The following is a 20,228-nucleotide window of genomic DNA, read 5'->3' on the forward strand; positions in this document are numbered from 1 at the left end:
CTACTCTTTTTGGGTGATGGCCATCAGGGTCAAAGGACTAACGAAGGAGCTCATGATTCTGGCGGAAAGAAAGGGATTCGAGGCCGTTCCCGAGTATCGAACAAGGGACGGCACGCGCGTTGACGTCGCCCTTCTCATGGCCGGAAGGCCCCTGCTGGCGGTGGAGTTTGAAAACTCCTACAAGTGGATAAAGCAGCGCGTCCTGTACAACGCCGTTAAAGCCCACAGGGCGGGCTTTCGGGAACTCTGGGTGGTGTATCCGTTCAAAAACCTCTCCCTCGGCGGCTGGCTGGATGAGTTCATATCCGGGGAGCTCGGACTAATGGTGAGGACGCTCCGCCCTGAGGGGCTAACAGGAGAAATGAAGAAGAGGTTAGAGGAGCTCCTTGAGGAGGGAAATCCTGCGCTTGCTCAGGATGACCTTCGGGTGCTTTAGGAGCGCCTTGATGACCTCCCCGTAGTCCCCGCCGGCTATCTTCTCTGCGTCTGCACCGCTGAGCACCTGGATGAAGAGATCAAGGTCCTCGTCCGTTAGCTTCTCCGTAACCTTCCTGACCTTGAGAACCTTTTCGAGCCTCTTTCCGTCGGTCTCCCACCACTCCTTGGTGTAGTTCTGGAGGAGTGAGAGGTTCTCCTCTTCGAGGCCCCTGACTATCCACTTGCTCGCTATCGTTCCAGCCTCCATCGCCTCGGCCATTCCGCCGCCGTGCATCGGGTTGACCTGCCTCGCTGCATCGCCAACTACCACCACGTTGTCCTTTGCAAGCTCCTTGACGAAGCCGCCGACCGGAACGACGCCGACGTTTATCTCAAGGAGCTTCTTTGCTGGAATGTTGTTCTCCTTGAGCCACTTGTCGAGGTAGTACTTGGCGGTCTGCGGGTTGTCGGAGTTAATGCCTATTCCGACGTTCGCCCTGTCCTCGTCCTTCGGGAAGACCCAGACGTAACCCCTTGGGGCGACCTCGTTGCCGAACCAGAGGTGGATTAAGTCAGGGTCGTAGCCCTCTATGAGCATCTCGTACTCGTAGGATGAGTCGAACTCGTGCGGGGGAGCGTAGGTGTTTATTCCAGCCTTCCTGGCTATTGTGCTCTCAACGCCGTCCGCTGCCACGATTACCTCGGCGTAAATTTCAACCGGCTCGTCCTCGTGCTTGGCCTTGATTCCAACCACTTTGCCCTCCTTCTTTATGACATCGAGGGCCTCCGTCCTCGCGAGAACGTCTGCACCGGCTTTAGCGGCGTAATAAGCCAGCATCTTGTCGAAGACCTTCCTCTCGAGGATTACGCCGCTGGCTTCCTTATACCTGAGCTCGAGCTCGTGGCCGCTCGGGGAGTATAGCTTCGCCCCGTAGATCTCGCGGTTGATGTACCTCTTATCGTAGGGGATGTCGTACTTGTCAAACACCTTTATGCTTATGCCCTCGGCGCACTGCTTGGGCGTGCCTATGGCGGGCTTCTTATCAATGAGAAGAACCGAGTGACCGGCTTTAGCAACGTTTCTGGCAATGATCGGCCCGGCTATTCCAGAGCCGACAACAACAACGTCGTACTTCCAGTTCATTCTTTCACCTCCAGGGGCTCTGCACTTAAAGCCCCAACCGGGCAGGCGTTGATGCATATCCTGCAGCTTATGCACTTGTCCTGGAAAAACTCCCATCCGCTTGAGTGAACCTCTATCGCCAGCGTCGGGCAGACGCCGGCACAGCCACCGCAGAGGTAGCACCTATCCTCGTTGACGACGATTCTAATCTTCTCGGGCATTTTTGACACCTCTAATGATTATAGTGAGGCTCTGTCAATCTCAATAACCTCCCCTTTTATCTTTAACGGCACAAACCTGTTCAGCTCCTGCGCCTTGGCGAGGACTTCCCTCTCCTTCATGTTGAGCCTGTCGGAGAGCTCGTCCACGGTGGCCTCGCCGTTTATCAGGAGGTAGTGGAGTATGGCAAGCTGGGTCATGTCCCCGATTTCAGAGAGATAGCGCTCCTTCAGAAGCTTTGTCAGACCGTCGCGGTAAGCCTCAACGTCCCGGAGGGCCTCGAGTATTTTCTTCAACTCATCGTTTGCCTCGAGAAAAGCCTTCACCATCGAGATTATATCCCCGTGCTCCTCGGGGAGTTTGGAGAGGTTTATTTCATAGTCCCCCTTTTTACCCCCTTCCCTAAGGTCTATGTTCTCGTACCAGAAGAGGTTGGGGGTGATTGTGGTAACGTAGGTGTTGGCGATGTTTATGCGATAGTACTTCCTAGCGGGCCCAATGAAGTGTTCATCCTTCTCGTAGGGCTCCAGGATGCCCTCACGCTCCATTATCTTAAGGTGCTTGGCCACGGCCGTTGAGGAGACGCTAACCTTGCTGCTAAGGAAGCTGAAGTAACACTCACTGCACGTGAGGTGGCTCAGCAAATCACGCCTGACCTTATTACCAAGCACGTAAAATATATCGGGTTCAGACATGTTCCCCACCTACCCAGATTTGTGACGTAAGGTTTATATAGTGTTCAATTTAACCTTTGGTTGCAAACTTGAAATTTGTTAAACTCCAGGTTAGAAATCATGCATAAAACGTTATAAACCTTTAGTTTGGAGGTGGGAAAATGGGACTTATTAGCGACGGAGACAAGAAGGTAATTAAGGAGGAGTTCTTCTCAAAGCTGGAGGAGCCGGTTAAGCTTATCGCTTTCATTGGAAAGGAGCACTGCCAGTACTGCGACCAGCTCAAGCAGATACTCGCCGAGATCAGCGAGCTCTCGGACAAGGTCACCTACGAGGTTCACGACTTCGACGCGGAGAAGGAGCTCGCGGAGAAGTACCGCGTTGACCGCGCGCCTGCAACCGTGATAACCAGGAACGGCGAGGACTTCGGCGTCCGCTTCTTTGGCCTTCCAGCAGGTCATGAGTTTGGGGCATTCCTCGAGGACATAGTTGACGTCAGCACCGGCAACACCGACCTCGCCCCCGACACCAAGGAGGCCATAGCGAACGTCGAGAGGGACGTAAGGATACTCGTTTTCGTCACCCCGACCTGCCCCTACTGCCCGATGGCGGTCAGGATGGCCCACAAGTTCGCCCTTGAGAACACCAAGGCGGGCAAGGGCAAGATACTCGGCGACATGGTCGAGGCCATCGAGTACCCAGAGTGGGCCGACGAGTACAAGGTCATGGCCGTCCCGAAGGTCGTCATAATGGTTGACGGCGAGGACAAGGTCCAGTTCGAAGGTGCTTACCCGGAGAAGATGTTCCTCGAGAAGCTTCTCGCTGCCCTCGAGTGAATCCCTTTTTCATACTTTTGTTAAATTTCCAACCTGTTCTTGAGAGGTTGATAATGTCAGGTAAACCTGTTAAGGAGCGGACCAAGCACTTCGGGGATAATTTCAGGAGTAAAGAGGGGGGAGGGTTCACAGGTTCATCTTCCTGTATCGTTTATAGAAATCTACTTACCTCCCCTGAGCGCTAAAATCATCAGAGATAGCAATACAATAAAAGCCGGCCCGCAAATTCCTTCCTCTCTTTTTGTTTCGGTCACGGTTTTAGTATGCTCCTTTGTCTCCGTTACAGTTTTAGTCATTGTCATCGTCACAGTTTTTGTCATGGTGATCGTCACGTTCCTGTAAATGCATTTAGGCCAATGAGTGAAGAAGTTCTTCTCCACAAAAATCTCTAATTTTCCATTCTCACCAATCCTGAAGATGTGGAAAACTTTCAGGCTCTTCCCATCATAGAAGAATACGGGGAACGGCTTCAAACTTGATGTGTTTAGGAGTTTGGTTTCGCTTTCCTCTTTTCCGAAGAGAACTACCTTACTGTAATCATGCTGTCCCGGTGTGATGTTCCAAATGCCCTGATAGACTGCGGGATAGAAGAGAACCCCCTCCTTAAGGAATACCCCTTCAATGTGTTTTACCGTGAAGTTGGCGTCAAAATAGGGTTCCAGTTCTTCAATGGGGATCACATACGTTTGTGAACCATCGGAAAAAATCACAGCATCATCTTCTAACACCCCTTCAACGGGTTTAGTTGTTGGGCTTCTCTGTTCTCTTGTGTAATTCCCTACTCCTAAATAATCAATGCAATTTCTATCAACGCGCCACACAAGAGAAGAGAATGGCTCTTTCTGTCTAAAAAAGACAATGGTCCATGCACTATCTTGACGATAGAACAGGGGATGGGATGAAATCTCTGAGGATTTAGAGGAAGAGTCATCCAAGAAAGGATTAACAAAGTACAGATTATTCCCATCAAAATAAAAAGGAAAATAGTACCAGACGACTGGGCTAAGATAGCAGTGAAACGGTTTTTCTTCGAGAGTGTAGTTCCAGAAGCCCTCACAAACCGGCCCCAGATGTGTAGGCCACTGGGTTGGAGTGTACGTGACAAGTAAGAATGCGTTTTCTCCGTCACTGTAAACTTCCGTATATGCAGAAAATCCATCTCCCAATCCGGCCTGATAAACAATACCGGCTGAAGCAAAGCTCGCCAGAGTGGAAAAGATTAAAAAGGCAATGAAAACATGCTTAAACTTAAACATAAGGCTCCCCCAAATTGTTCTGGCAGTAATCTTCCATTTCATCAATAACTCTCAAGTCCGTGCTAAAGTAATAAGCCCTATGATAAAACTTGCCGCCCAAAACATCTTCTTGTGCTTTGATTTGACCTCCTCCCCACTTAAACCACCACAAGGCAAAAGTCGACATCATACCACCTCTAAGATTTCTTCGCAATACTTTATAGTTGGTGTGTTTAATTATGTCTGAAAGTTTTTTAAGGTTTGCCCTAGCTCAGTAGATACTGTCAGGATACCCCTAGTTCCCACCACTCATGAAGTTGTGTAATCCACCAGGTTCACGGTCAGGATTGCTTCCAAAATCCTAATGGAGCAGTTCATTTCTTCAACTAACACCCTGTAAGCATGCTTGTAAACTCCTCCGAAGTATAAGTGTGCCAGTACTGCGAAATGTTATCAGGTCGTAAAGCTGATTACTTCACTTCTCTGCGGGTGTTTTTCAGGGAGTGCTCTCTGATCATCAGGTAAATCCTCGGATTTTATGATCAAAACCTCCTGCTGGAAGTTCATAGTGCCAATCAGCCAAAAACTCAAGTGCTTATAGCCCTAAACGATTTGATGGGAACTAAATTTCCACGGGGGAACACCGCCTGTTTTAAAACCGATTATCCCCTTAACTTCTTCGGAGTGGTTAACCTAACTTCTCCGGGGGTTTCACGGAAAGGTTATAAATCTCGTTTCCTCACCGTTACCGGGGGAGAGAATGAGCATAAGAGTGGGTGGAGTGACCGTTCAATTCACAGGAGACCTTGACGACGGGTTTGAGGAGGCTTTCAAGGGGCTCTTCGCGCGGCGCTACGTTCCCGCGGTTGATGACGCGTCCGGAGAACCCCACGTGATTGTTGAGCGCTTCAAGGGCGAGGAGTTCAGGGTATTCAGCGCGGTTTACGACCACATGGGGAGGGACTCCTACAAGATAGAGTCGAAGGTGCCCTCCGCCTACGGAAATGAGGCGCCGATATTTTTTATACTCCAGACGGCTGCCAGAGCGGCCGCCAAGATTGGACGGATGTTCGTAACGGACTCCGTTGGTGTTGTTGCCCCAAACGGGAAGGCCGTCCTCTTCGTGGGTTACCCCCACACGGGGAAGAGCACCATGTCAGTACTGGCGATGGCGCACGGTCTGCCCGTTCTGAGCACGGAAAACACGGTGCTCGAGGTGAGGGACGGAAGGCTCTACATCGTCGGGGGAACGGAGGTTCTCGTTTACGACCCCCGCATAGAGGGCATCTACGACATCGAGGTTCCATACGACGAGCAGACCCGGAGCGGCTACCGCATAACCGACCTCCGGAAGGACGGTGAGAGGAGAAGGCTCCTCGAAGAAGGGGTCGAGGTGGACACGATAGTCGTGCTCCACGCGGCCTTTAACTGCGGTGCCGCGAGCTTTTCACGGATAAAGGGGAGGAAGGTCAGGAAGACCCTCTGGTACTTCTCGACGGCGCTCATGAAGGGGCTGGACTACTACGATCCGATGCCCCTCCACGTGCCCATGAACGATGAAATCGTCAGAAACCTGGAGCTCTTTCTCAAGACGGCCTCAGACAACTACTCCGACAGGATGTTCGAGGCCTTCGGAAACCACAGGGCAATATTTGACGTGATCCTTGAGGGGGAAGGGTGAACAGCCCCCCACCCTAAGGAGTGAAGCCTGCTAAAAGGAAAGTGTCAGCAGTTGTAGCACAGCATCGCCGCTTTTTTTAGCAGGACCACTCGGTAGAGTTTTCCATTTATTATGCGCGGGTTCGAGAGCCTGTTGAGGTTGTGGATGCGCTTCCTCTCTATGGCGGCAAAGTTTAACTCCCTGAGCACCTGAACGAAGTCCTCCCACCTTATGTTGAGCCATCCCCCGAGCTCCTCAAAGCTCTCCAGTTCAACCACGTGGTACCTCTTCCCGTCTATTATGTAGCGAATCACGCGCTTTGGAAGCTCCTTCCTGAGGCGCCAGCGGGCGTGCTTGGGCTCCTGCACCTCAAGAACGGCCCTCTCCATGTCCTTGCCTTCCGTGAGCATCTTGAGGAGGGCCTCAAGGATTAGGGGTATCCTGTCTGGAACGCCTATCACGTCCCCCCTCAACTCAAGGCGTCTCCTCCTTACCCTTATCCCCTCCGCCTCGAGGGCGTCGCCTATCTTAGCGGTGGTTCCCTTCTTGGTGCCCCCCATGTCAACTATGCCCCCGATGATGAAGGCTCCCGCGGAAAAATCCTCCTCACCTAAAACCCCCTCCCCCCTCGGGTCGAGGAGAACAACCTCTTCAATCCCATTCTCACGGAGCAACTCGACGGTCGTTCCCGGGTAGGAAATCGCGTCCACATCTGGAACCGCCTTCAGGAGGGAGCGGAACTCATCGTTGGCCCACGTTGCCCTCAAGAGCCCGCCGTGGAGGTACTCCCTCATCGTCCCGTAGGAGCGGGAGACCTGGAAGGCGACCTTCTTCTTCTCCCGCGGAGTGTGCTTATCCCAGTGCATAAGGTCTATTATGAATAAGGGATAGCCGATATCCTCAAGGACCTCCCTGAACTCGCCGGGCGTTAGGACGGCCTCAAACTTCTCGCTCAGCCCCATGGGTATGAAAGCGTACCCGGCACGCTCGACCCTCTCACCGCTGAGCTTCCACGCCAGATGCGCACCATCCGGTACGCGGCCTATGAAGCCCCTCCCCTCATAGAGCGCCACTGCTATCCCCTGAAAGGGGTCGGAGCCCCTCTTTGGAATCTTCTTCGAGAGCGTGCCTATAGCATCCACGCCCATTTCCAGGAGCATTGCCCTGAGAACTTCGCCGAGCTTCCTCATGGTCATCAAGCGGGAGAAAGGGAGAGGCCTTTTAAGATTTATGGGTGGTGAGCCGGAGTAGCAGGAGCACCCCGAGGCTCGCCCCAACGAGTAAGGGAAGGTACTTGAAAACCGCGGCGTAGCCTTGGAGTCTCGCCACGTACCCGAGGAACAGGGGGCCCGAGAGGTAGCCGAGGTCAAAGAACATGGTGTAAACGCCTGAACCCACCGTCCTTATGCGCTTTGGGAGCTCCGCAAGGGCCATAACCTGAAGGGCAGGAACCGCGAGCCCGAAACCAGCCCCAAGGAGAACAGCACTGACGTATGCCGCTGGGGGCAGCTTGCGGAAGACGAGAACGGTGTAGGCAACCAGCACAAGGGATAGACCAGTCAAAGCAACGGGAAGCGGGCCCCTCCTGTCCGCCTCCTTACCCCCAAAGACCCTCGTCACGAGGCTAGCCCCTCCCATAACGCTCGCATAGAGACCAAATACCCCCGTCCCAAAGCCACTCTCCTTGTAGAAAGCCGGGAGGAACGTGAGTATTCCTCCGTAGCTGAAGGCCATAAAGAAGAGCGCCGCTGATGCCGCAACGAAGAAGGGCATGAGCAGCTGCCGGTAGTTTGCCTTCTCCCTCCGCTCGCCGCTCCCCACGCCAACGTGGACTCCCACCTTCATGTAGGCAGCAAAAACGAAGGCTATCGCGGTGAGCGAGAGGAACACGGTCAGGCCGAAGGCCGCGTTGAAACCGAAGAACTGCGCCACGTAGCCCCCAACACCGGGCCCCACGAGGTTGCCGAGGGAGAACATCATGCCCCTCCACCCAAGGGTCTCGCCCACCTGTCCCTTGGGGGGCCAAATCTATGGCACTCGAGAGCGATGAGGGGAAGAAAAGGGCCATCCCAAACCCATGAATTGCCCTGCCTGTGGCGAAGACCCACAGGTTGTCGGTAACGCCGGAGACTATGTAGAGAAGACCCCCAACCGCCCCGAGGAACGAACCCAGGGCCATCATGTGGAACTTCAATCCCCTGTCCCCCAAGAAACCACCGAGGGGCTTGAAGGTCAGGGATACTATAGAAGCTACCGCCGCCACCGCCCCCACGAGGAACGGGTCGGCCCCTATCTCTATGACAAAGGGCGAGATAATCGGGTTCACCACGGCCATCCCGAGGAAAAAGAGGAAGGTGGAAGTGTGGAGGAACCATATGTTGCTTTTTCCCATTTCATATCCCCGTGTAAGGTTCTGACATGCCCTCCTTCATGTAGGCGACGCTCATGTGTTTGGTGTTCTTCGCGAAGCCTACGTTGCCGTTGCGGTCAATCATTATAATCCCCGCCACGTTCTCACCGAACCTGCTCGTGACGAGGCTTATCGCGGCTTCGCTCGCCCTCTGGGCATCCAGTCCAAAGCGCACAAAATCGGAAGCGGTTTTCGCCAGAACCAGCCTTATCATGACCTCACCTATTCCCGTGGCGGAGGCTCCCGCAAACTCGTTCGCGTAGGTGCCCGCGCCGATTAAGGGAGTGTCCCCTATTCTCCCGAACATCTTGAGGAAAACCCCACCTGTGGAGGTTCCGGCAACGACCTCTTCACCGTCAAAGGCCACCGCACCGACTGTACTCCTCAGCACCTCCGGGTACTCCTTTATAAGTTCGTTCAGCTTTTTCCAGTGGCCGCTCTCACCCTTCTCGAGAAGCTTTTTTCTGAGCTCCTCCCACTGCTTAAGTCTCTCGTCGGTTATGGGGTTGTACTCCTCAAAGCCAAGAAGCCTCGCGAACTTCACGGCTCCCTCCCCACCGAGGAGCACGTGGTCGGTCTTCTCCATCACCTTCCTCGCCACGCTTATGGGGTTCTTTACACCCCATATCCCGGCAACGGCACCCGCCTCAAGAGTTTTCCCGCGCATTATGGCAGCATCCATCTCCACCTTTCCATCGAGCGTTAGGACGCTCCCCGTTCCCGCGTTGAATATGGGGTTGTCTTCCAGAGATTTGACCGCTTCCTCAACCGCGTCAAGGGCAGAGCCCCCCTTAAGTTCACGCCATCCGGCCAAAACAGCCTCTCTAACCCCTTCAAGGACCTTTGGAATCCTATCCTCATTTCTTATCGTTCCGGCACCGCCGTGGACTATTATCGCGACCATGAGAACCACCGTAATAAAAAGCGCTCGAACGGTTAAAAGGATTATGGAAACGAAAAGATACGAGACATAGCCTCAGCTCATGCTCATGTTGATTATCGTCTCACCTATGTTCTCGAGATACTCGAGAATTCTCCTGTAGCTGTCCATTGAGACCGAGCTGCGGTAGTCTATACTTTTAATCCTATCCTTCAGTTCGGCCATTAGCCGGTCTATCTTCTTCAAATCCCTCCTCTCAACCTGTTTCATCATCTCCGAGAAGTAGTGTTTGAGCTCCTCTATGTCAAGCTCCTCGTCGAAGTTCTGGGAAATCCTGAGTATGTGGTCGCCTATTCTCTCCACGTTTCTTACGATGAACAGGAGGCCTATGAGGTCGAAGCTCCCCCTCCCCCCGCTGGAACGGTAGGAAAAGGCCTTGTTGACGGCCCTTATAGCCAGGAAGTAGAAGCGGTCGAGCTCGTTCTCAAGGTCGTTTATATCTCTGGAGAGGGCCTTGTCCTGGAACTCCCTCATGAGGGCGAGATCCTCGAGCATGGAGATAACTATGGAGCCGAGCCTCGAGAGTATCTCGATCAGGTCAATCTCCTCCTCGTCTAGGAAGCTCTTAACGACAATCCTCGAAGGCTCCTCGGAGAGTATCTCCACCCCGGGGAGGTTCTGGAGAGTCTTCCTTATCTTGACCTTGTACTGGGGCAACTCCTCCGCGAACTCTATCTCCAGCGTGTCGTAGCCCTGTATGTAGACGGATATGACCAGTCTAACCGCCATATCGGGTGAATACTCGCTCGATATTGTGAGCCTTTTGCTCTCGCTAACGCTGCGGGGCTCCCCTGGATGAATGGTTATAGAACCGTCCGGGTTTACGCTCAGGGGGACAGTGTCGCCCTGTTTGAGGCCGTTTTCCAGAACCCACTTCTTGGGAAGAGAGATTATGTATGAGCTCCTCCCGGTAAACTGTATCTTCCTGAACTCCATATTCACCACCCGCACTATATAGATGATAAGAACTCAAAGAGAAAACATATAAGGGTTTCGCAAATAATAGATAAAAGTCAGTCACGGGATAGTTCTATTCCCCTCTCAAGGGCCCTGAAGTTGACCTCCCAGAGCTTCCCGCGGAGGGTGAGCCTTATCCCCTCGTAGAGGCTCTCCCTCTTGAGCGGGACGAGCCCCTTCCCGAAGGCGTAACCGAGCATGAGGACGCCAAGGGTTCTCGGGTTTATCTTATCGGCCTCCCTCTGGAAGTCGAACATGTCAACGAGACAGATTTTACCTATCGCTTCCCTTATCTCGTCGAGTCCCGGATAGCGCTCCTTCCCGACGAGGGTTGTTGCCGTATGTATCGGATAGGCGTTTATTATCGCATGGCTCCCCTTCCCGAGGAAGCGCGCGTTTCTGAGGGCCTCAGCCGGCTCGAGGGCGAGCATAAGGCTAGCCTCTCCTTCCTCTATGAGGGGGGAGTAGACCTCTTCGCCAAATCTGAGATAGCTCAGAACGCTTCCATAGCGCTGGCTCATTCCAAGGGTTTCGCCTATTCTGACGTTGTAGCCCTCGTGCATGGCGGCGTTTCCAACGATGCGCGAAAGCGTTAAACCACCCTGACCGCCGACGCCGGTGATTATCAGATTGAACTCCATCGGCACCACCGGAGGAATTACGCTTTGACGTTTTTAAAGGTTGGGCCCGGGGCCCCGCAGAAACCCTTTTAACGTTCACCCCCATTTACGTATTAGCATAATAACAGGGTGGAGCGCAATGTGCGGGATTATCGCTTACATCGGTGACGGAGAGGCTGGAAAGATACTCGTTGATGGTCTAAAGCGCCTCGAATACAGGGGCTACGATTCTGCGGGTGTCGCCATTGACACTGGTGAGGGCATCACAATAAAGAAAGGCGCCGGGAGGGTTGACGAGCTCAATGAGATGCTCGGCTTCTCAAAGCTGCCCGGAAAGAGGGGCATAGCCCAGACAAGGTGGGCAACCCACGGCGAGCCCAACGACGTCAACGCCCACCCACACACGGACTGCTCCGGCAGGATAGCCCTCGTCCACAACGGCATAATCGAGAACTACCTCGAACTCAAGGAGGGCCTGATGGAGAGGGGGCACACCTTTAAGAGCGAGACCGACACCGAGGTGATAGCCCACCTCATAGAGGAGGAGCTGAAATCGTCGGAGAACTTCGAGGAAGCTCTCAGGAGGGCCCTTCTTAAACTTAAAGGCTCCTTCGCGCTGGCGATAATCTACGCGGGTGAGAGAGACCGCCTGTACCTCGTGAGGAACGAGAGTCCCCTCGTGCTGGGCATAGGGGAGGGGGAGAACTTCGCGGCGAGCGACGTCCCGGCCTTCTTAGAGTATACTAACCGCGTCGTTTTTCTAGATGACGGGGAGTACGCCGTAATCGGGAAGGATTTCTACGAGGTTAAGCGGATTGAAGACGGTGAGAGGGTGGAAAAGGAGATTCAGGAGATAAGCTGGACCCTCGACATGGCCGAAAAGGCCGGCTATCCCCATTTCATGCTCAAGGAGATATACGAGCAGCCCCAGGCCATAAAGGACGCCATATATGGAAACATGGAGACGATAGGCGAGATAGCGAGGGCCATTGATGAATACGAGAAGATATTCATCGTCGCCATGGGGACTTCATACCACGCGGGCCTCTACGCCAAGTACCTCTTCCAGCACCTCCTGGGGAAGGTTGTCCTCGTTGAAGATGCAAGTGAGTTCCGCTACAGCGCGGAGAAGGTCGTGGATGAGAACACGCTCGTGATAGCCATCACCCAGAGCGGCGAGACCGCGGACACGCTCGCGGCCATAAAACTGGCAAAGGCAAAAGGGGCCAAGGTTCTCTCCGTGGTGAACGTGGTTGGGAGCATGGCGACGAGGCTGAGCGATCTGGTCATTTACACCCACGCAGGGCCCGAAATCGGTGTTGCCGCGACAAAAACCTACACCACCCAGCTCACCGTCATGGCTTTGCTGGCGATGGCTATCGCGGAGCTCAGGGGGGTGAATATTTCGACGCTCAAGGAGGCCCTCCTAAGGGTGCCCGGCCTTGTGGAGGAGGTATTGAAGCACGACGGTGCCATAAGAGAGCTCTCCAAGTCCCTAAAGGAGGCAAGGGACTTCTTCTACATCGGCCGCTCCTTCAACGTCCCCACGGCCCTTGAGGGCGCGCTTAAACTCAAGGAGATAAGCTACATCCACGCCGAGGGGCTGAGCGCCGGTGAGCTCAAGCACGGGCCTCTTGCACTTATAGAGGAGGGCGTCCCCGTCGTGGCGATTGCCCCATCAGGGAGGCTCTTTGAGAAGATGGTGAGCAACATCAAGGAGGTCTCAGCTAGGAAGGGCTTCATAATAGCCCTCGGCGACTCGGAGGAGCTTAAGAAGGTGAGCGACGTCTTCGTGGAGATGCCCTCCCTTCCGGAGGAGCTCACCCCGATAGTCTACGCCGTCCCGCTCCAGCTTCTCGCTTACCATTTAGCGGTTTTGAGGGGCAACGACCCCGACAAGCCGAGGAACCTTGCGAAGTCCGTTACGGTTGAATGAGGTGATTGAAATGGTAAAAACCAGAGAGAAGGAAATGAAAGAGGCAAAAAAAGGGGAGAACATCTCCCCCCTTTTTGAACGCATAATCAAAATCGCGATTCCAGTTGTGGTTCTCGTGGCGGCGTACATCGGCTACCACCTAAGGATGCAGACCGCAGCGACCAGGTACTTCATAGACCCTGACACCTTCTACCACTACGAGATCTACCGCCTCGTCATACAGGAATGGCTCCCCAAGTACTACGCCCTCGCCGAGCCCCCCGTCGGTTCCACGATAGGAGAACCCCTCGGACTCTACATCATCCCCGCAGTGTTCTACAAGGTGGTTTCCCTCTTCGGAGTTACGGAGCTCTCCGCGTTCAGGATGTTCCCCCCGTTCGTTGGGTTCCTCAGCATTATAGCCATCTACCTGCTCGGCAGAAAGCTCCACAGTGAGTGGACGGGGCTCTGGAGCGCCCTCATCCTCAGCTTCCTCGTGGGTCACTTTGTGAGAACCTTCTCAGGAAACGCGAGGGGAGACGGGCTCTTCATGATGTTCTTCCTCTTCGCGTCGGTGGCAATGTTCCACTACCTCGATGAGAAGAGAAGCTCCCTGAAGTACGCCTATGGGGCCCTCTTCGTCATCCTCGCCGTCCTGAGCCTCGCAGCGTGGAACGGCTCTCCCTTTGGGATAATGGCACTCCTCGGCTTCGGCGCCCTGACGGCGATAGGACTCTTCGTGTTCGGAAAAATTGAGGAGTTTAAAGAGTTCGTGAAGTTGTACTACCCCGCTTACCTCCTCATCCTGATCCTAGGCTACGCGCTGGTCCCCTCAGGTGTCGTGAGGGTCGGGGGACACATAAGATTCGCCCTCGAGGCATTCGCAGGCCTTCTGATCCTAACGGTGGTGATGCTCTACGGTGGGAGGTACCTCAACTACTCCGATAAGCTCCACAGGCTCGCGGTGGTCTCGGCCGTCATCCTGATCGGCCTCGTGGGGGCGAGGCTCTACGTGGGCCCGAAGATCTGGGGGCTTATGAGCGGTGCCTACCAGTCAACGCAGGTCTACGAGACGGTGCAGGAGCTCGCCAAGACCACGATGGCCGATGTTACGAGGTACTACAGCGTAAGGGGAAGCGATTCCCTCGTCTTCGTCCTCAGCTTAGCGGGCCTTGGCGTTGGGGCTATACGCTTCCTATACGATCTCTTCAGGAAGGAGGAGGTTAACAGCAAGGCCCTCTTCATGCTGCTGTTCTACGGCATGTCCGTCTACCTTATGATGACGGCCGTGAGGTTCCTCTTCCTCGCCTCCGCGGCCGTGGCCCTGCTCGCGGGCTACCTGATAGGCGAGGCCTTCCAGGCAGTGCTCAACATGAACGACAAACCCTCAACCAAGGCCCTCTACACCCTCCTCCTCATACTCCTTCTCGTGCCGATGCCCGTGGCGGGGGCCATGTACCTCAACAATAGCGCGAAGGCCATGGCGCGGGACTCCGTAACGACCTCATGGGAAGAGACCCTCAACTGGCTGAAGAACAACACCAACGAGTACGATACAGCAACATCGTGGTGGGATTACGGCTACTGGATTGAGAGCTCTCTCCTGAGCAACAGGCGTGCGAGTGCCGATGGTGGACACGCAAGGGACAGGGATCACATTCTTGCCCTCTTCCTCGCGGGGGATGGCGTTAAAAGCGAGGTGGACTTTGAGAGCTGGGAGCTCAACTACTTCCTCGCCTGGAACCAGGACTGGGCGAAGTTCAACGCAATAAGCTACCTCGGAGGAGCGATAACAAGGAACGAAAGAGACACGATGTCCATGATAATCCCCTTCCAGGGAAGCGGAAACACCTTCACCAACCCCTATTTCGGCGGCATGCTGACGATCGAAGGGAACAAGGTCACCGTAACCCTCGGGAACAATCAGTACGAGCCGATCCAGACGGTGGATTTTACCACGGGCCAGCTCATCCAGGGTAAGGGGACGCTTCCCTACGTGGCCTATATTTTCCAGAACTACGCTATCTTGGCATACTACAAGATCGCAACGAGCAACTTCCTTAAGCTCGCCTTTGGAGTGCCAATATCCTCCGAGGGGAACTTCACGGAGAAGCTCCTCTCCAACTTCAGGCTTGTCCACAGCACCGGTGACCTGAACACCTACGAGTTCCAGCCTTTCGGCATCTACCGCATGGAGGTCATGGAGAACGGCACGTGGAACGCAGTGAACAAGCTCAAGCCCGGCGAGTACAGGGTAAAGCTCTACATCTCGGCATTTGGAAGGGACGTGAGGGACGGAAAGATACTCCTCAGGGCTTACAAGGGAGGGAGCAAGGTGTACGAGGAAGTCCTCGCCGAGAACGTTAACGTTGACCACACGAACGAGACCCCCGTTGAGGTCACGATGAAGGTGCCCGAGGCGGACCACTATGAACTCGTGCTAATTCAAAAAGGCCCCGTTGGAGTGCTCACCGAGCAGCCAAAACTCAACGGAAAGCCGGTATCTCCAATCCGTGTAATGGGCGACGGCGGAAGCGGCGAGCTCGAGCTCAGGGCAGGCTTTAGAAAGGACTACAAGAACCTTGAGCTCAACCTCAGAGTGACGTTCATATACCTCGTCAGGAGCGCCGGGAAGAGCAACGACGACCCCAACGCGGCCTTTGAGCCCCACATGGACATCGTCCACTACGAGCCCATCGCAAGCGGCCTTTCCACCGAGAACAGGGCGATACGCGTCAAGGTCAGCGCCCACCTTCCAGAGGTCATAGGGCCCTACACCCAGAAGCTCCAGGAGGAGTACGGCGATAAGCTCACGATAAGGGGGATACGCGTCGAGCCCGTGTTCATAGGCGAGAAGGAGTACACTCTCTGGGAGGGTTAATCCCTCACAATTTTTATATCTTTGAGGGAACTAAGACCGCTCTTCTCCGTGGTTTCCGCGATTCTGCTCTCGATTTCTCCACCGGGCACGAGAACGAGAGCCTCCACCGTCCCAAACCCCAGCTTCCAGAGGGCGTAGGCGCGGTGGTGACCGTCAAGAATGTAGTCCCTACCGCGGTAGCGGAGCACGATTATGGGGGCATCGTAGCCGTGCTTTATCTCCTGGAGCACGACGAGGAGCTTAACCTCGCTCAGCTCGCCCTGAGTGGGCACCAGCCCTTCAAGGGGGAGCCTTTCCTCGAGGAGGTCGAATTTGACGCCATAGAGCCCCTCGTTGAACTCCTTCAGACGTTGGGCCCTTTCAACAGCCCTCTTCCTGGTTATAAGCTCCATTGTGCTCCCCAGGGAATGTTTAGGTGGCCATAATATTTAAACCTGCCCCGATTCAAAGGCTGACGGCCCCAGCCCAATGTCCACATCAGGGGATTAGATGCCCCTTAACGGGGACACTCTTTTAAAAGGGAGCCACACTTCTTCAACTAGCGCATCTCACCAGCCTAGAGGCCCATCAGGTTTCAGAAAATGCCCCGTTTCCGAAAGGTTTATATACACCTTCTTTCAAAGATTAAAGTGCCAAAACACATTAAAAAAATGTTAGGAGGTATGTGAAATGGCTGAGTTGCCAATTGCCCCAATTGACAGGCTGGTTAGGAAGGCCGGTGCCGCCCGCGTTAGCGAGGAGGCCGCCAAGGTTCTCGCCGAGCACCTCGAGGAGAAGGCCGTCGAGGTCGCCAAGAAGGCCGTCGAGCTCGCTCACCACGCGGGCAGGAAGACCGTCAAGGCCGAGGACATTAAGCTCGCCATCAAGCAGTGAGCTTGCTTTCCCTTCTTTTTTGTTATGGCCAGTCCCATCCCGTTCTGTACGGTTTGAACACCTCAAAGCTGAACTTCCCTTTATCTATCTCCGCCACCCCAAACGTCGGGTCGCTTCTCCTTGGGAGAGTGGGCGAGCCGGGGTTCAAAAGCTTCACTTTCTCCCCGTGGAACTCAAACTCCCCGTAGAAGAAGCGGTGGGTGTGGCCAAACACGAGTAGCTCCACTCCCATATCGAGCGCCTTGTAGGTCAAACTCTGGGAGTCAAGGGGAAGTCTGTGCCCGTGTATGAGGCCAACCTTCAGCCCCTCAACTTCCACAACGAGTTCATCGGGAAGGCTCATTCTATCGGCGTTGCCCCTCACAGCCTTAACCGGTGCTATCTCCCGCAAGCGAGTGAGGAACTCGAGGGAAGTTATATCCCCCGCGTGGAGTATCAGCTCAACGCCCCTCTCCTCAAGGGTTTCCAGCACGTAGGGGTGAACGTACGCATCTGGAACGTGGGTATCGCTCAGTATGCCGACCCTCATTCCATCACCTCACGTACTGGGCGTAGTCTGAGAGCGCCTTGAGCAGGTCGTTGAACCCCTCAAACGTGACGAGGGAGAGGGCTATCGCGTCCTGGCCGAGGCGTTTTTTAATCAGCTCCCTGAGCTCCGAGACGCGCTCCCCCGTGACGAGGTCGATCTTGTTTATAACGACTATGATCGGCTTCTCGTAACGCATCTTCAGCAGGTGATGGAGCTTCTCCATGCCCCTGTGAAGGCCCACCGTCGCGTCAACAACGTGGATCACTACGTCCGCCTGGAGAACCTCGTTGACTATCGCCTTGAATCCCTCGTCGCTCAGCACCTTCCCTCGAAGCTCCATCTTCGAGTCAAACAGCCCCGCCGTGTCTATCAGCACCACCCGATCGGCACCGCCGAGGGGGTTCTTCATGCTCTTGGATATTTTGACCGTCCCAAAAGCCCTCTTAATGCTCCCCTTTGTGGTTCCCGGGATCGGAGAGGTCTCCGAAATCTCCTTACCTATGAGTGCGTTCAGCAACGTTGATTTTCCGGCGTTTTCGGCTCCGATTATTGCTATCCTTATCATGCTCCCACCACTTAATTTATATACTCCCGGTCAGTTAATTAACTTTTGGCGGGTGATGGGATGCCCAAGAGAATAAAATTCGGGCATGGTTACTATTACATTGTAACGCCTGAAGAACTCAGGGATAACAGGATGAAAGGGAAAAAAGTCGTTCTCGAGGGCACTGTTGATGGGAAGCCGCTCATAGAGTTCCTCCCCATGGAGCTCCCGAGTTACAGGACTTCTTTCAGCCTCGATGGTCTCAGGGTCGAATTTGCGGGGGCCGTGCCCCTCAGCAGAGGTGAGTGGGTGAGGGTTTACGGCGTTTTCATTGGGCACACCATAGTTGCGAGGGCCATAGAGACGGAGGGTGCGGTGTTCACAACGGAGGAGTGAGCATGATCGACCTCTTTTTTATTATCGGCAACCTGAAGAGGCTCCCAAGGACGGGGTGGCTTCTGAGGGGTGTTGCCAGTCCGGAAAGCATCGCCGACCATTCCTACCGCGTTGCCGTTATGACCCTCATACTCGGAGAGGAGCTGAGGAGAAGGGGCCTTGAACTCGACGTGGACAGGGCAGTGAGGATAGCGCTTATCCACGATGTGGGGGAGGCCCTCATAACGGACATACCCCTGACCGCACAGCGCTACCTCGATAAGGGGGAAGCCGAGCGCAGGGCAATCTCCGACCTCCTTGGAGAGGAGTATGCGGAGCTCTTCCGCGAGTACGAGGAAGGGACAACGGTAGAGGGGCGCTTCGTGAAGTTCGTGGACAGGCTCGAGATGCTCCTCCAGGCAGAGGAGTACAGAAGAGCAGGTTTCTCGAACCTCGACGAGTTCTGGGGAACCCTTGAGGGCCTTAGGAAGAGCGAGTTCTACCCGTACTTTAGGGACGTCGTTGAAGCTCTGGAAAAAAGATAACGTTAAATACCCTTCTCCCTATTTCAGCTTGCTTAGAGGTGATGTAAATGAAAAGGATTTTGGTGGCTCTAATAGTGGCCTCCCTCTTCTTGGGAATGGTCCACGCCGAATACAGGGAGCGCTATGAGGCTCTCTACACGATTGATGAGAAGGGAAATGCGAACGTAACGTTCACGACGATATGGTACGCTCCTGAGGATTTAATCAACCAGAGCAAGGAAGCTATAATGAACATGACCGTGGAGAACGCGAGCAAGGCGATCCTCTACCAGGAAGAGCAGAAGCTCCGCTCCGCTGGACTGTACCTCATAAACGGCACCGTTGAGCTAGAGGGTTACAACACAACCGGGCCGTTGAAGAAGACTCTCAGGGGATACTTCGCCGAGCTGGCAAAATACTACGCCTACGATGACACATGGGAGCTAGAGATTGACATCCTCCGCCTCCTTGACCTCAGTCAGGCTTTCCAGAGTGGCGGAATAGCCCAGAACATGACGCTCGACAGCTACTTCACGATCCAGCTTCCCGAGGATGCCTCGGATGTAAGCGTCCCCAAGCCCTTCGAGAACACCCTTGGAGAGAACAGCGTGAAGATAGAGTCAAACGTTTCAGGTAACAGCGTAAGCATACACACCTACATCCACCTCGTTGCGAACACGACGACACAGGAGCTCGTCTCCCTCTTCGGCGACTACAAGATGCTCCCCATAACATACAAGGGCATAAAGGGCGAGGACATCCACGAGCTCTGGAAGGCAGAGCGCGTGCTCAAGCTCCATGTTTACCCTGACCACGAGGAGCTCACCACGATTGACCGCCTTTACAGCCCGCCAGAGTACATAATGCAGACGAAGCTTCAGCTCCTCCAGCTTGGAGTTGAGAACGCGACGAAGCTCCTCACCCAGCAGACGAGAGCCCAGCTGCAGGCTCAGGGCGTGACCGTTGAGAGCGGAAACGTCACGCTCGGCGATATGAAGGGCGACACGCCGATAGAGATCATGGGGAACTGGGTGGTGAAGAACTACACCAAAAAGAACGGCGACCTCTACGAGTACACCTACATCCCCAACTTCCAGATCAACCCCGATTCCCTCGGAAGGAGGTTCCCCTACGAGCTCAACCAGACATCCCGGGTGGAGATAACCCTCGAGGACGGTGAGTTCGTGGAGGTTCCGGAGAACTTCACAAAGGACTACAAGGGCAACAGAATCGAGCTTAGGGTCACGAGGGAGGGCAACACCCTCGTCATGGAGAACAGCATCTACCTCCGCTATGGTGCCACAAAGGACGACATACTCGAGCTCGTGAAGGAAGTACCAGAGGAGGTTTACGTCAAGTATCGCCTGAACGAGCCATCTTCCACCGAGAGTTCTTCAAAAACAGGAACCTGCGGTCCGGGTTTCATAGGGGCGTTTGCGTTGCTTCCACTTCTCCTGAGGCGGAGGCGCTGATACCCTTTCCTTCTTTTCGATACC

21 protein-coding genes and 2 pseudogenes are annotated in these 20,228 nt (G+C 54.5%); 9 read left to right on the forward strand and 14 right to left on the reverse strand.

The features are described 5' to 3' along the window. Positions 1–16 precede the first annotated feature (16 nt). The gene (locus PFER_RS02010; RefSeq protein WP_048148185.1) at positions 17–436 is read left to right on the forward strand and encodes a hypothetical protein; all 420 of its coding nucleotides are present in this window, start codon (positions 17–19) and stop codon (positions 434–436) included. On the opposite strand, the gene PFER_RS02015 is transcribed toward PFER_RS02010, so the two are convergent. From PFER_RS02015 to surR, 3 genes are read right to left on the reverse strand one after another with little or no spacing between them, the layout of a single operon-like run. After that, complete coding sequence (locus tag PFER_RS02015) at positions 374–1,561, reverse strand: geranylgeranyl reductase family protein (protein WP_048148187.1); 1,188 nt, start codon at positions 1,559–1,561, stop codon at positions 374–376. The genes PFER_RS02010 and PFER_RS02015 overlap by 63 nt on opposite strands. Beyond that, entirely contained in the window at positions 1,558–1,761 is a 204-nt protein-coding gene (locus tag PFER_RS02020) for a DUF362 domain-containing protein (protein WP_048148189.1), read from the reverse strand. Before PFER_RS02020 ends, PFER_RS02015 begins: the two co-directional genes overlap by 4 nt. Before the next feature lie 18 nt (positions 1,762–1,779). Further along, positions 1,780–2,454 (reverse strand): sulfur metabolism transcriptional regulator SurR, encoded by a 675-nt coding sequence (gene surR / locus PFER_RS02025; protein ID WP_048148191.1) that lies wholly within the window; start codon positions 2,452–2,454, stop codon positions 1,780–1,782. A 140-nt stretch (positions 2,455–2,594) separates the two neighbouring features. On the opposite strand from surR, the gene pdo reads away from it, so the two are divergent. Next, positions 2,595–3,269 carry a protein disulfide oxidoreductase gene (gene pdo / locus PFER_RS02030; RefSeq protein ID WP_048148193.1) on the forward strand — a complete coding sequence of 225 codons (675 nt, stop codon included), beginning with the start codon at positions 2,595–2,597 and terminating at the stop codon, positions 3,267–3,269. A 161-nt stretch (positions 3,270–3,430) separates the two neighbouring features. Here pdo and PFER_RS02035 read toward each other — a convergent pair whose 3' ends face one another. Together PFER_RS02035 and PFER_RS12630 are read right to left on the reverse strand one after the other, a co-directional pair. Then, complete coding sequence (locus tag PFER_RS02035; protein ID WP_157255013.1) at positions 3,431–4,567, reverse strand: CGP-CTERM sorting domain-containing protein; 1,137 nt, start codon at positions 4,565–4,567, stop codon at positions 3,431–3,433. Between the two features lie 267 nt (positions 4,568–4,834). Beyond that, positions 4,835–5,080: pseudogene (locus PFER_RS12630) on the reverse strand (IS982 family transposase); the annotation flags it as partial. Positions 5,081–5,264: 184 nt separating this feature from the next. On the opposite strand from PFER_RS12630, the gene PFER_RS02040 reads away from it, so the two are divergent. Further along, on the forward strand, positions 5,265–6,185 hold the full coding sequence (locus tag PFER_RS02040; protein WP_048148198.1) for a hypothetical protein: 921 nt from the start codon (positions 5,265–5,267) through the stop codon (positions 6,183–6,185). Positions 6,186–6,229: 44 nt separating this feature from the next. Here the strand turns inward: PFER_RS02040 and trm10 are convergent, their stop codons facing one another. The 6 genes and pseudogenes from trm10 to PFER_RS02065 all read right to left on the reverse strand — a co-directional run bounded on the left by trm10 (position 6,230) and on the right by PFER_RS02065 (position 11,112). After that, on the reverse strand, positions 6,230–7,354 hold the full coding sequence (gene trm10 / locus PFER_RS02045; RefSeq protein WP_048148199.1) for a tRNA (guanine(9)-/adenine(9)-N1)-methyltransferase: 1,125 nt from the start codon (positions 7,352–7,354) through the stop codon (positions 6,230–6,232). Between the two features lie 31 nt (positions 7,355–7,385). Continuing rightward, positions 7,386–8,144, reverse strand: coding sequence for an MFS transporter (locus PFER_RS12595; protein ID WP_342666371.1), 759 nt, complete (start codon positions 8,142–8,144; stop codon positions 7,386–7,388). Between the two features lie 94 nt (positions 8,145–8,238). Beyond that, positions 8,239–8,556: pseudogene (locus tag PFER_RS12600) on the reverse strand (MFS transporter); the annotation flags it as partial. 1 nt (position 8,557) lies between these two features. Further along, a complete protein-coding gene (locus PFER_RS02055; protein WP_048148201.1) occupies positions 8,558–9,478 on the reverse strand; it encodes an isoaspartyl peptidase/L-asparaginase family protein in 921 nt (306 codons plus the stop codon). A 72-nt stretch (positions 9,479–9,550) separates the two neighbouring features. Then, a complete protein-coding gene (locus tag PFER_RS02060) occupies positions 9,551–10,450 on the reverse strand; it encodes a phosphate signaling complex PhoU family protein (protein ID WP_048148204.1) in 900 nt (299 codons plus the stop codon). A 77-nt stretch (positions 10,451–10,527) separates the two neighbouring features. Further along, positions 10,528–11,112, reverse strand: coding sequence for an indolepyruvate oxidoreductase subunit beta (locus PFER_RS02065; RefSeq protein WP_048148207.1), 585 nt, complete (start codon positions 11,110–11,112; stop codon positions 10,528–10,530). Positions 11,113–11,230: 118 nt separating this feature from the next. Between PFER_RS02065 and glmS the strand changes: the two genes are divergently transcribed. Both glmS and PFER_RS02075 read left to right on the forward strand, forming a co-directional pair. After that, the gene (gene glmS / locus PFER_RS02070; protein ID WP_048148209.1) at positions 11,231–13,027 is read left to right on the forward strand and encodes a glutamine--fructose-6-phosphate transaminase (isomerizing); all 1,797 of its coding nucleotides are present in this window, start codon (positions 11,231–11,233) and stop codon (positions 13,025–13,027) included. A 10-nt stretch (positions 13,028–13,037) separates the two neighbouring features. Next, positions 13,038–15,887: an STT3 domain-containing protein gene (locus tag PFER_RS02075; RefSeq protein ID WP_048148211.1), complete on the forward strand. Its 2,850-nt coding sequence runs from the start codon at positions 13,038–13,040 to the stop codon at positions 15,885–15,887. On the opposite strand, the gene PFER_RS02080 is transcribed toward PFER_RS02075, so the two are convergent. After that, entirely contained in the window at positions 15,884–16,279 is a 396-nt protein-coding gene (locus PFER_RS02080; RefSeq protein WP_048148213.1) for a ParB/RepB/Spo0J family partition protein, read from the reverse strand. The genes PFER_RS02075 and PFER_RS02080 overlap by 4 nt on opposite strands. A 277-nt stretch (positions 16,280–16,556) precedes the next feature. On the opposite strand from PFER_RS02080, the gene hpkB reads away from it, so the two are divergent. Continuing rightward, positions 16,557–16,760 (forward strand): archaeal histone HpkB, encoded by a 204-nt coding sequence (hpkB, locus tag PFER_RS02085; RefSeq protein WP_048148216.1) that lies wholly within the window; start codon positions 16,557–16,559, stop codon positions 16,758–16,760. A gap of 22 nt (positions 16,761–16,782) precedes the next feature. Here the strand turns inward: hpkB and PFER_RS02090 are convergent, their stop codons facing one another. Both PFER_RS02090 and PFER_RS02095 read right to left on the reverse strand, forming a co-directional pair. Further along, positions 16,783–17,289: a metallophosphoesterase family protein gene (locus PFER_RS02090; protein ID WP_048148219.1), complete on the reverse strand. Its 507-nt coding sequence runs from the start codon at positions 17,287–17,289 to the stop codon at positions 16,783–16,785. Positions 17,290–17,293: 4 nt separating this feature from the next. After that, entirely contained in the window at positions 17,294–17,854 is a 561-nt protein-coding gene (locus PFER_RS02095; RefSeq protein WP_048148222.1) for an Era-like GTP-binding protein, read from the reverse strand. 60 nt (positions 17,855–17,914) lie between these two features. Here PFER_RS02095 and PFER_RS02100 point away from each other — a divergent pair, with 60 nt between their 5' ends. The 3 genes from PFER_RS02100 to PFER_RS02110 are packed head-to-tail and all read left to right on the forward strand — an operon-like array spanning position 17,915 to position 20,204. Further along, on the forward strand, positions 17,915–18,229 hold the full coding sequence (locus PFER_RS02100) for a hypothetical protein (RefSeq protein ID WP_048148225.1): 315 nt from the start codon (positions 17,915–17,917) through the stop codon (positions 18,227–18,229). Positions 18,230–18,231: 2 nt separating this feature from the next. Continuing rightward, positions 18,232–18,753, forward strand: coding sequence for an HD domain-containing protein (locus tag PFER_RS02105; RefSeq protein ID WP_048148226.1), 522 nt, complete (start codon positions 18,232–18,234; stop codon positions 18,751–18,753). A gap of 47 nt (positions 18,754–18,800) precedes the next feature. After that, positions 18,801–20,204, forward strand: a complete 1,404-nt coding sequence (locus PFER_RS02110) for a CGP-CTERM sorting domain-containing protein (protein ID WP_048148229.1) — start codon at positions 18,801–18,803, stop codon at positions 20,202–20,204. The last annotated feature ends 24 nt before the right edge of the window (positions 20,205–20,228 follow it).

It is taken from the genome of Palaeococcus ferrophilus DSM 13482, from assembly GCF_000966265.1.
Classification (GTDB): Archaea; Methanobacteriota_B; Thermococci; order Thermococcales; family Thermococcaceae; genus Palaeococcus; species Palaeococcus ferrophilus.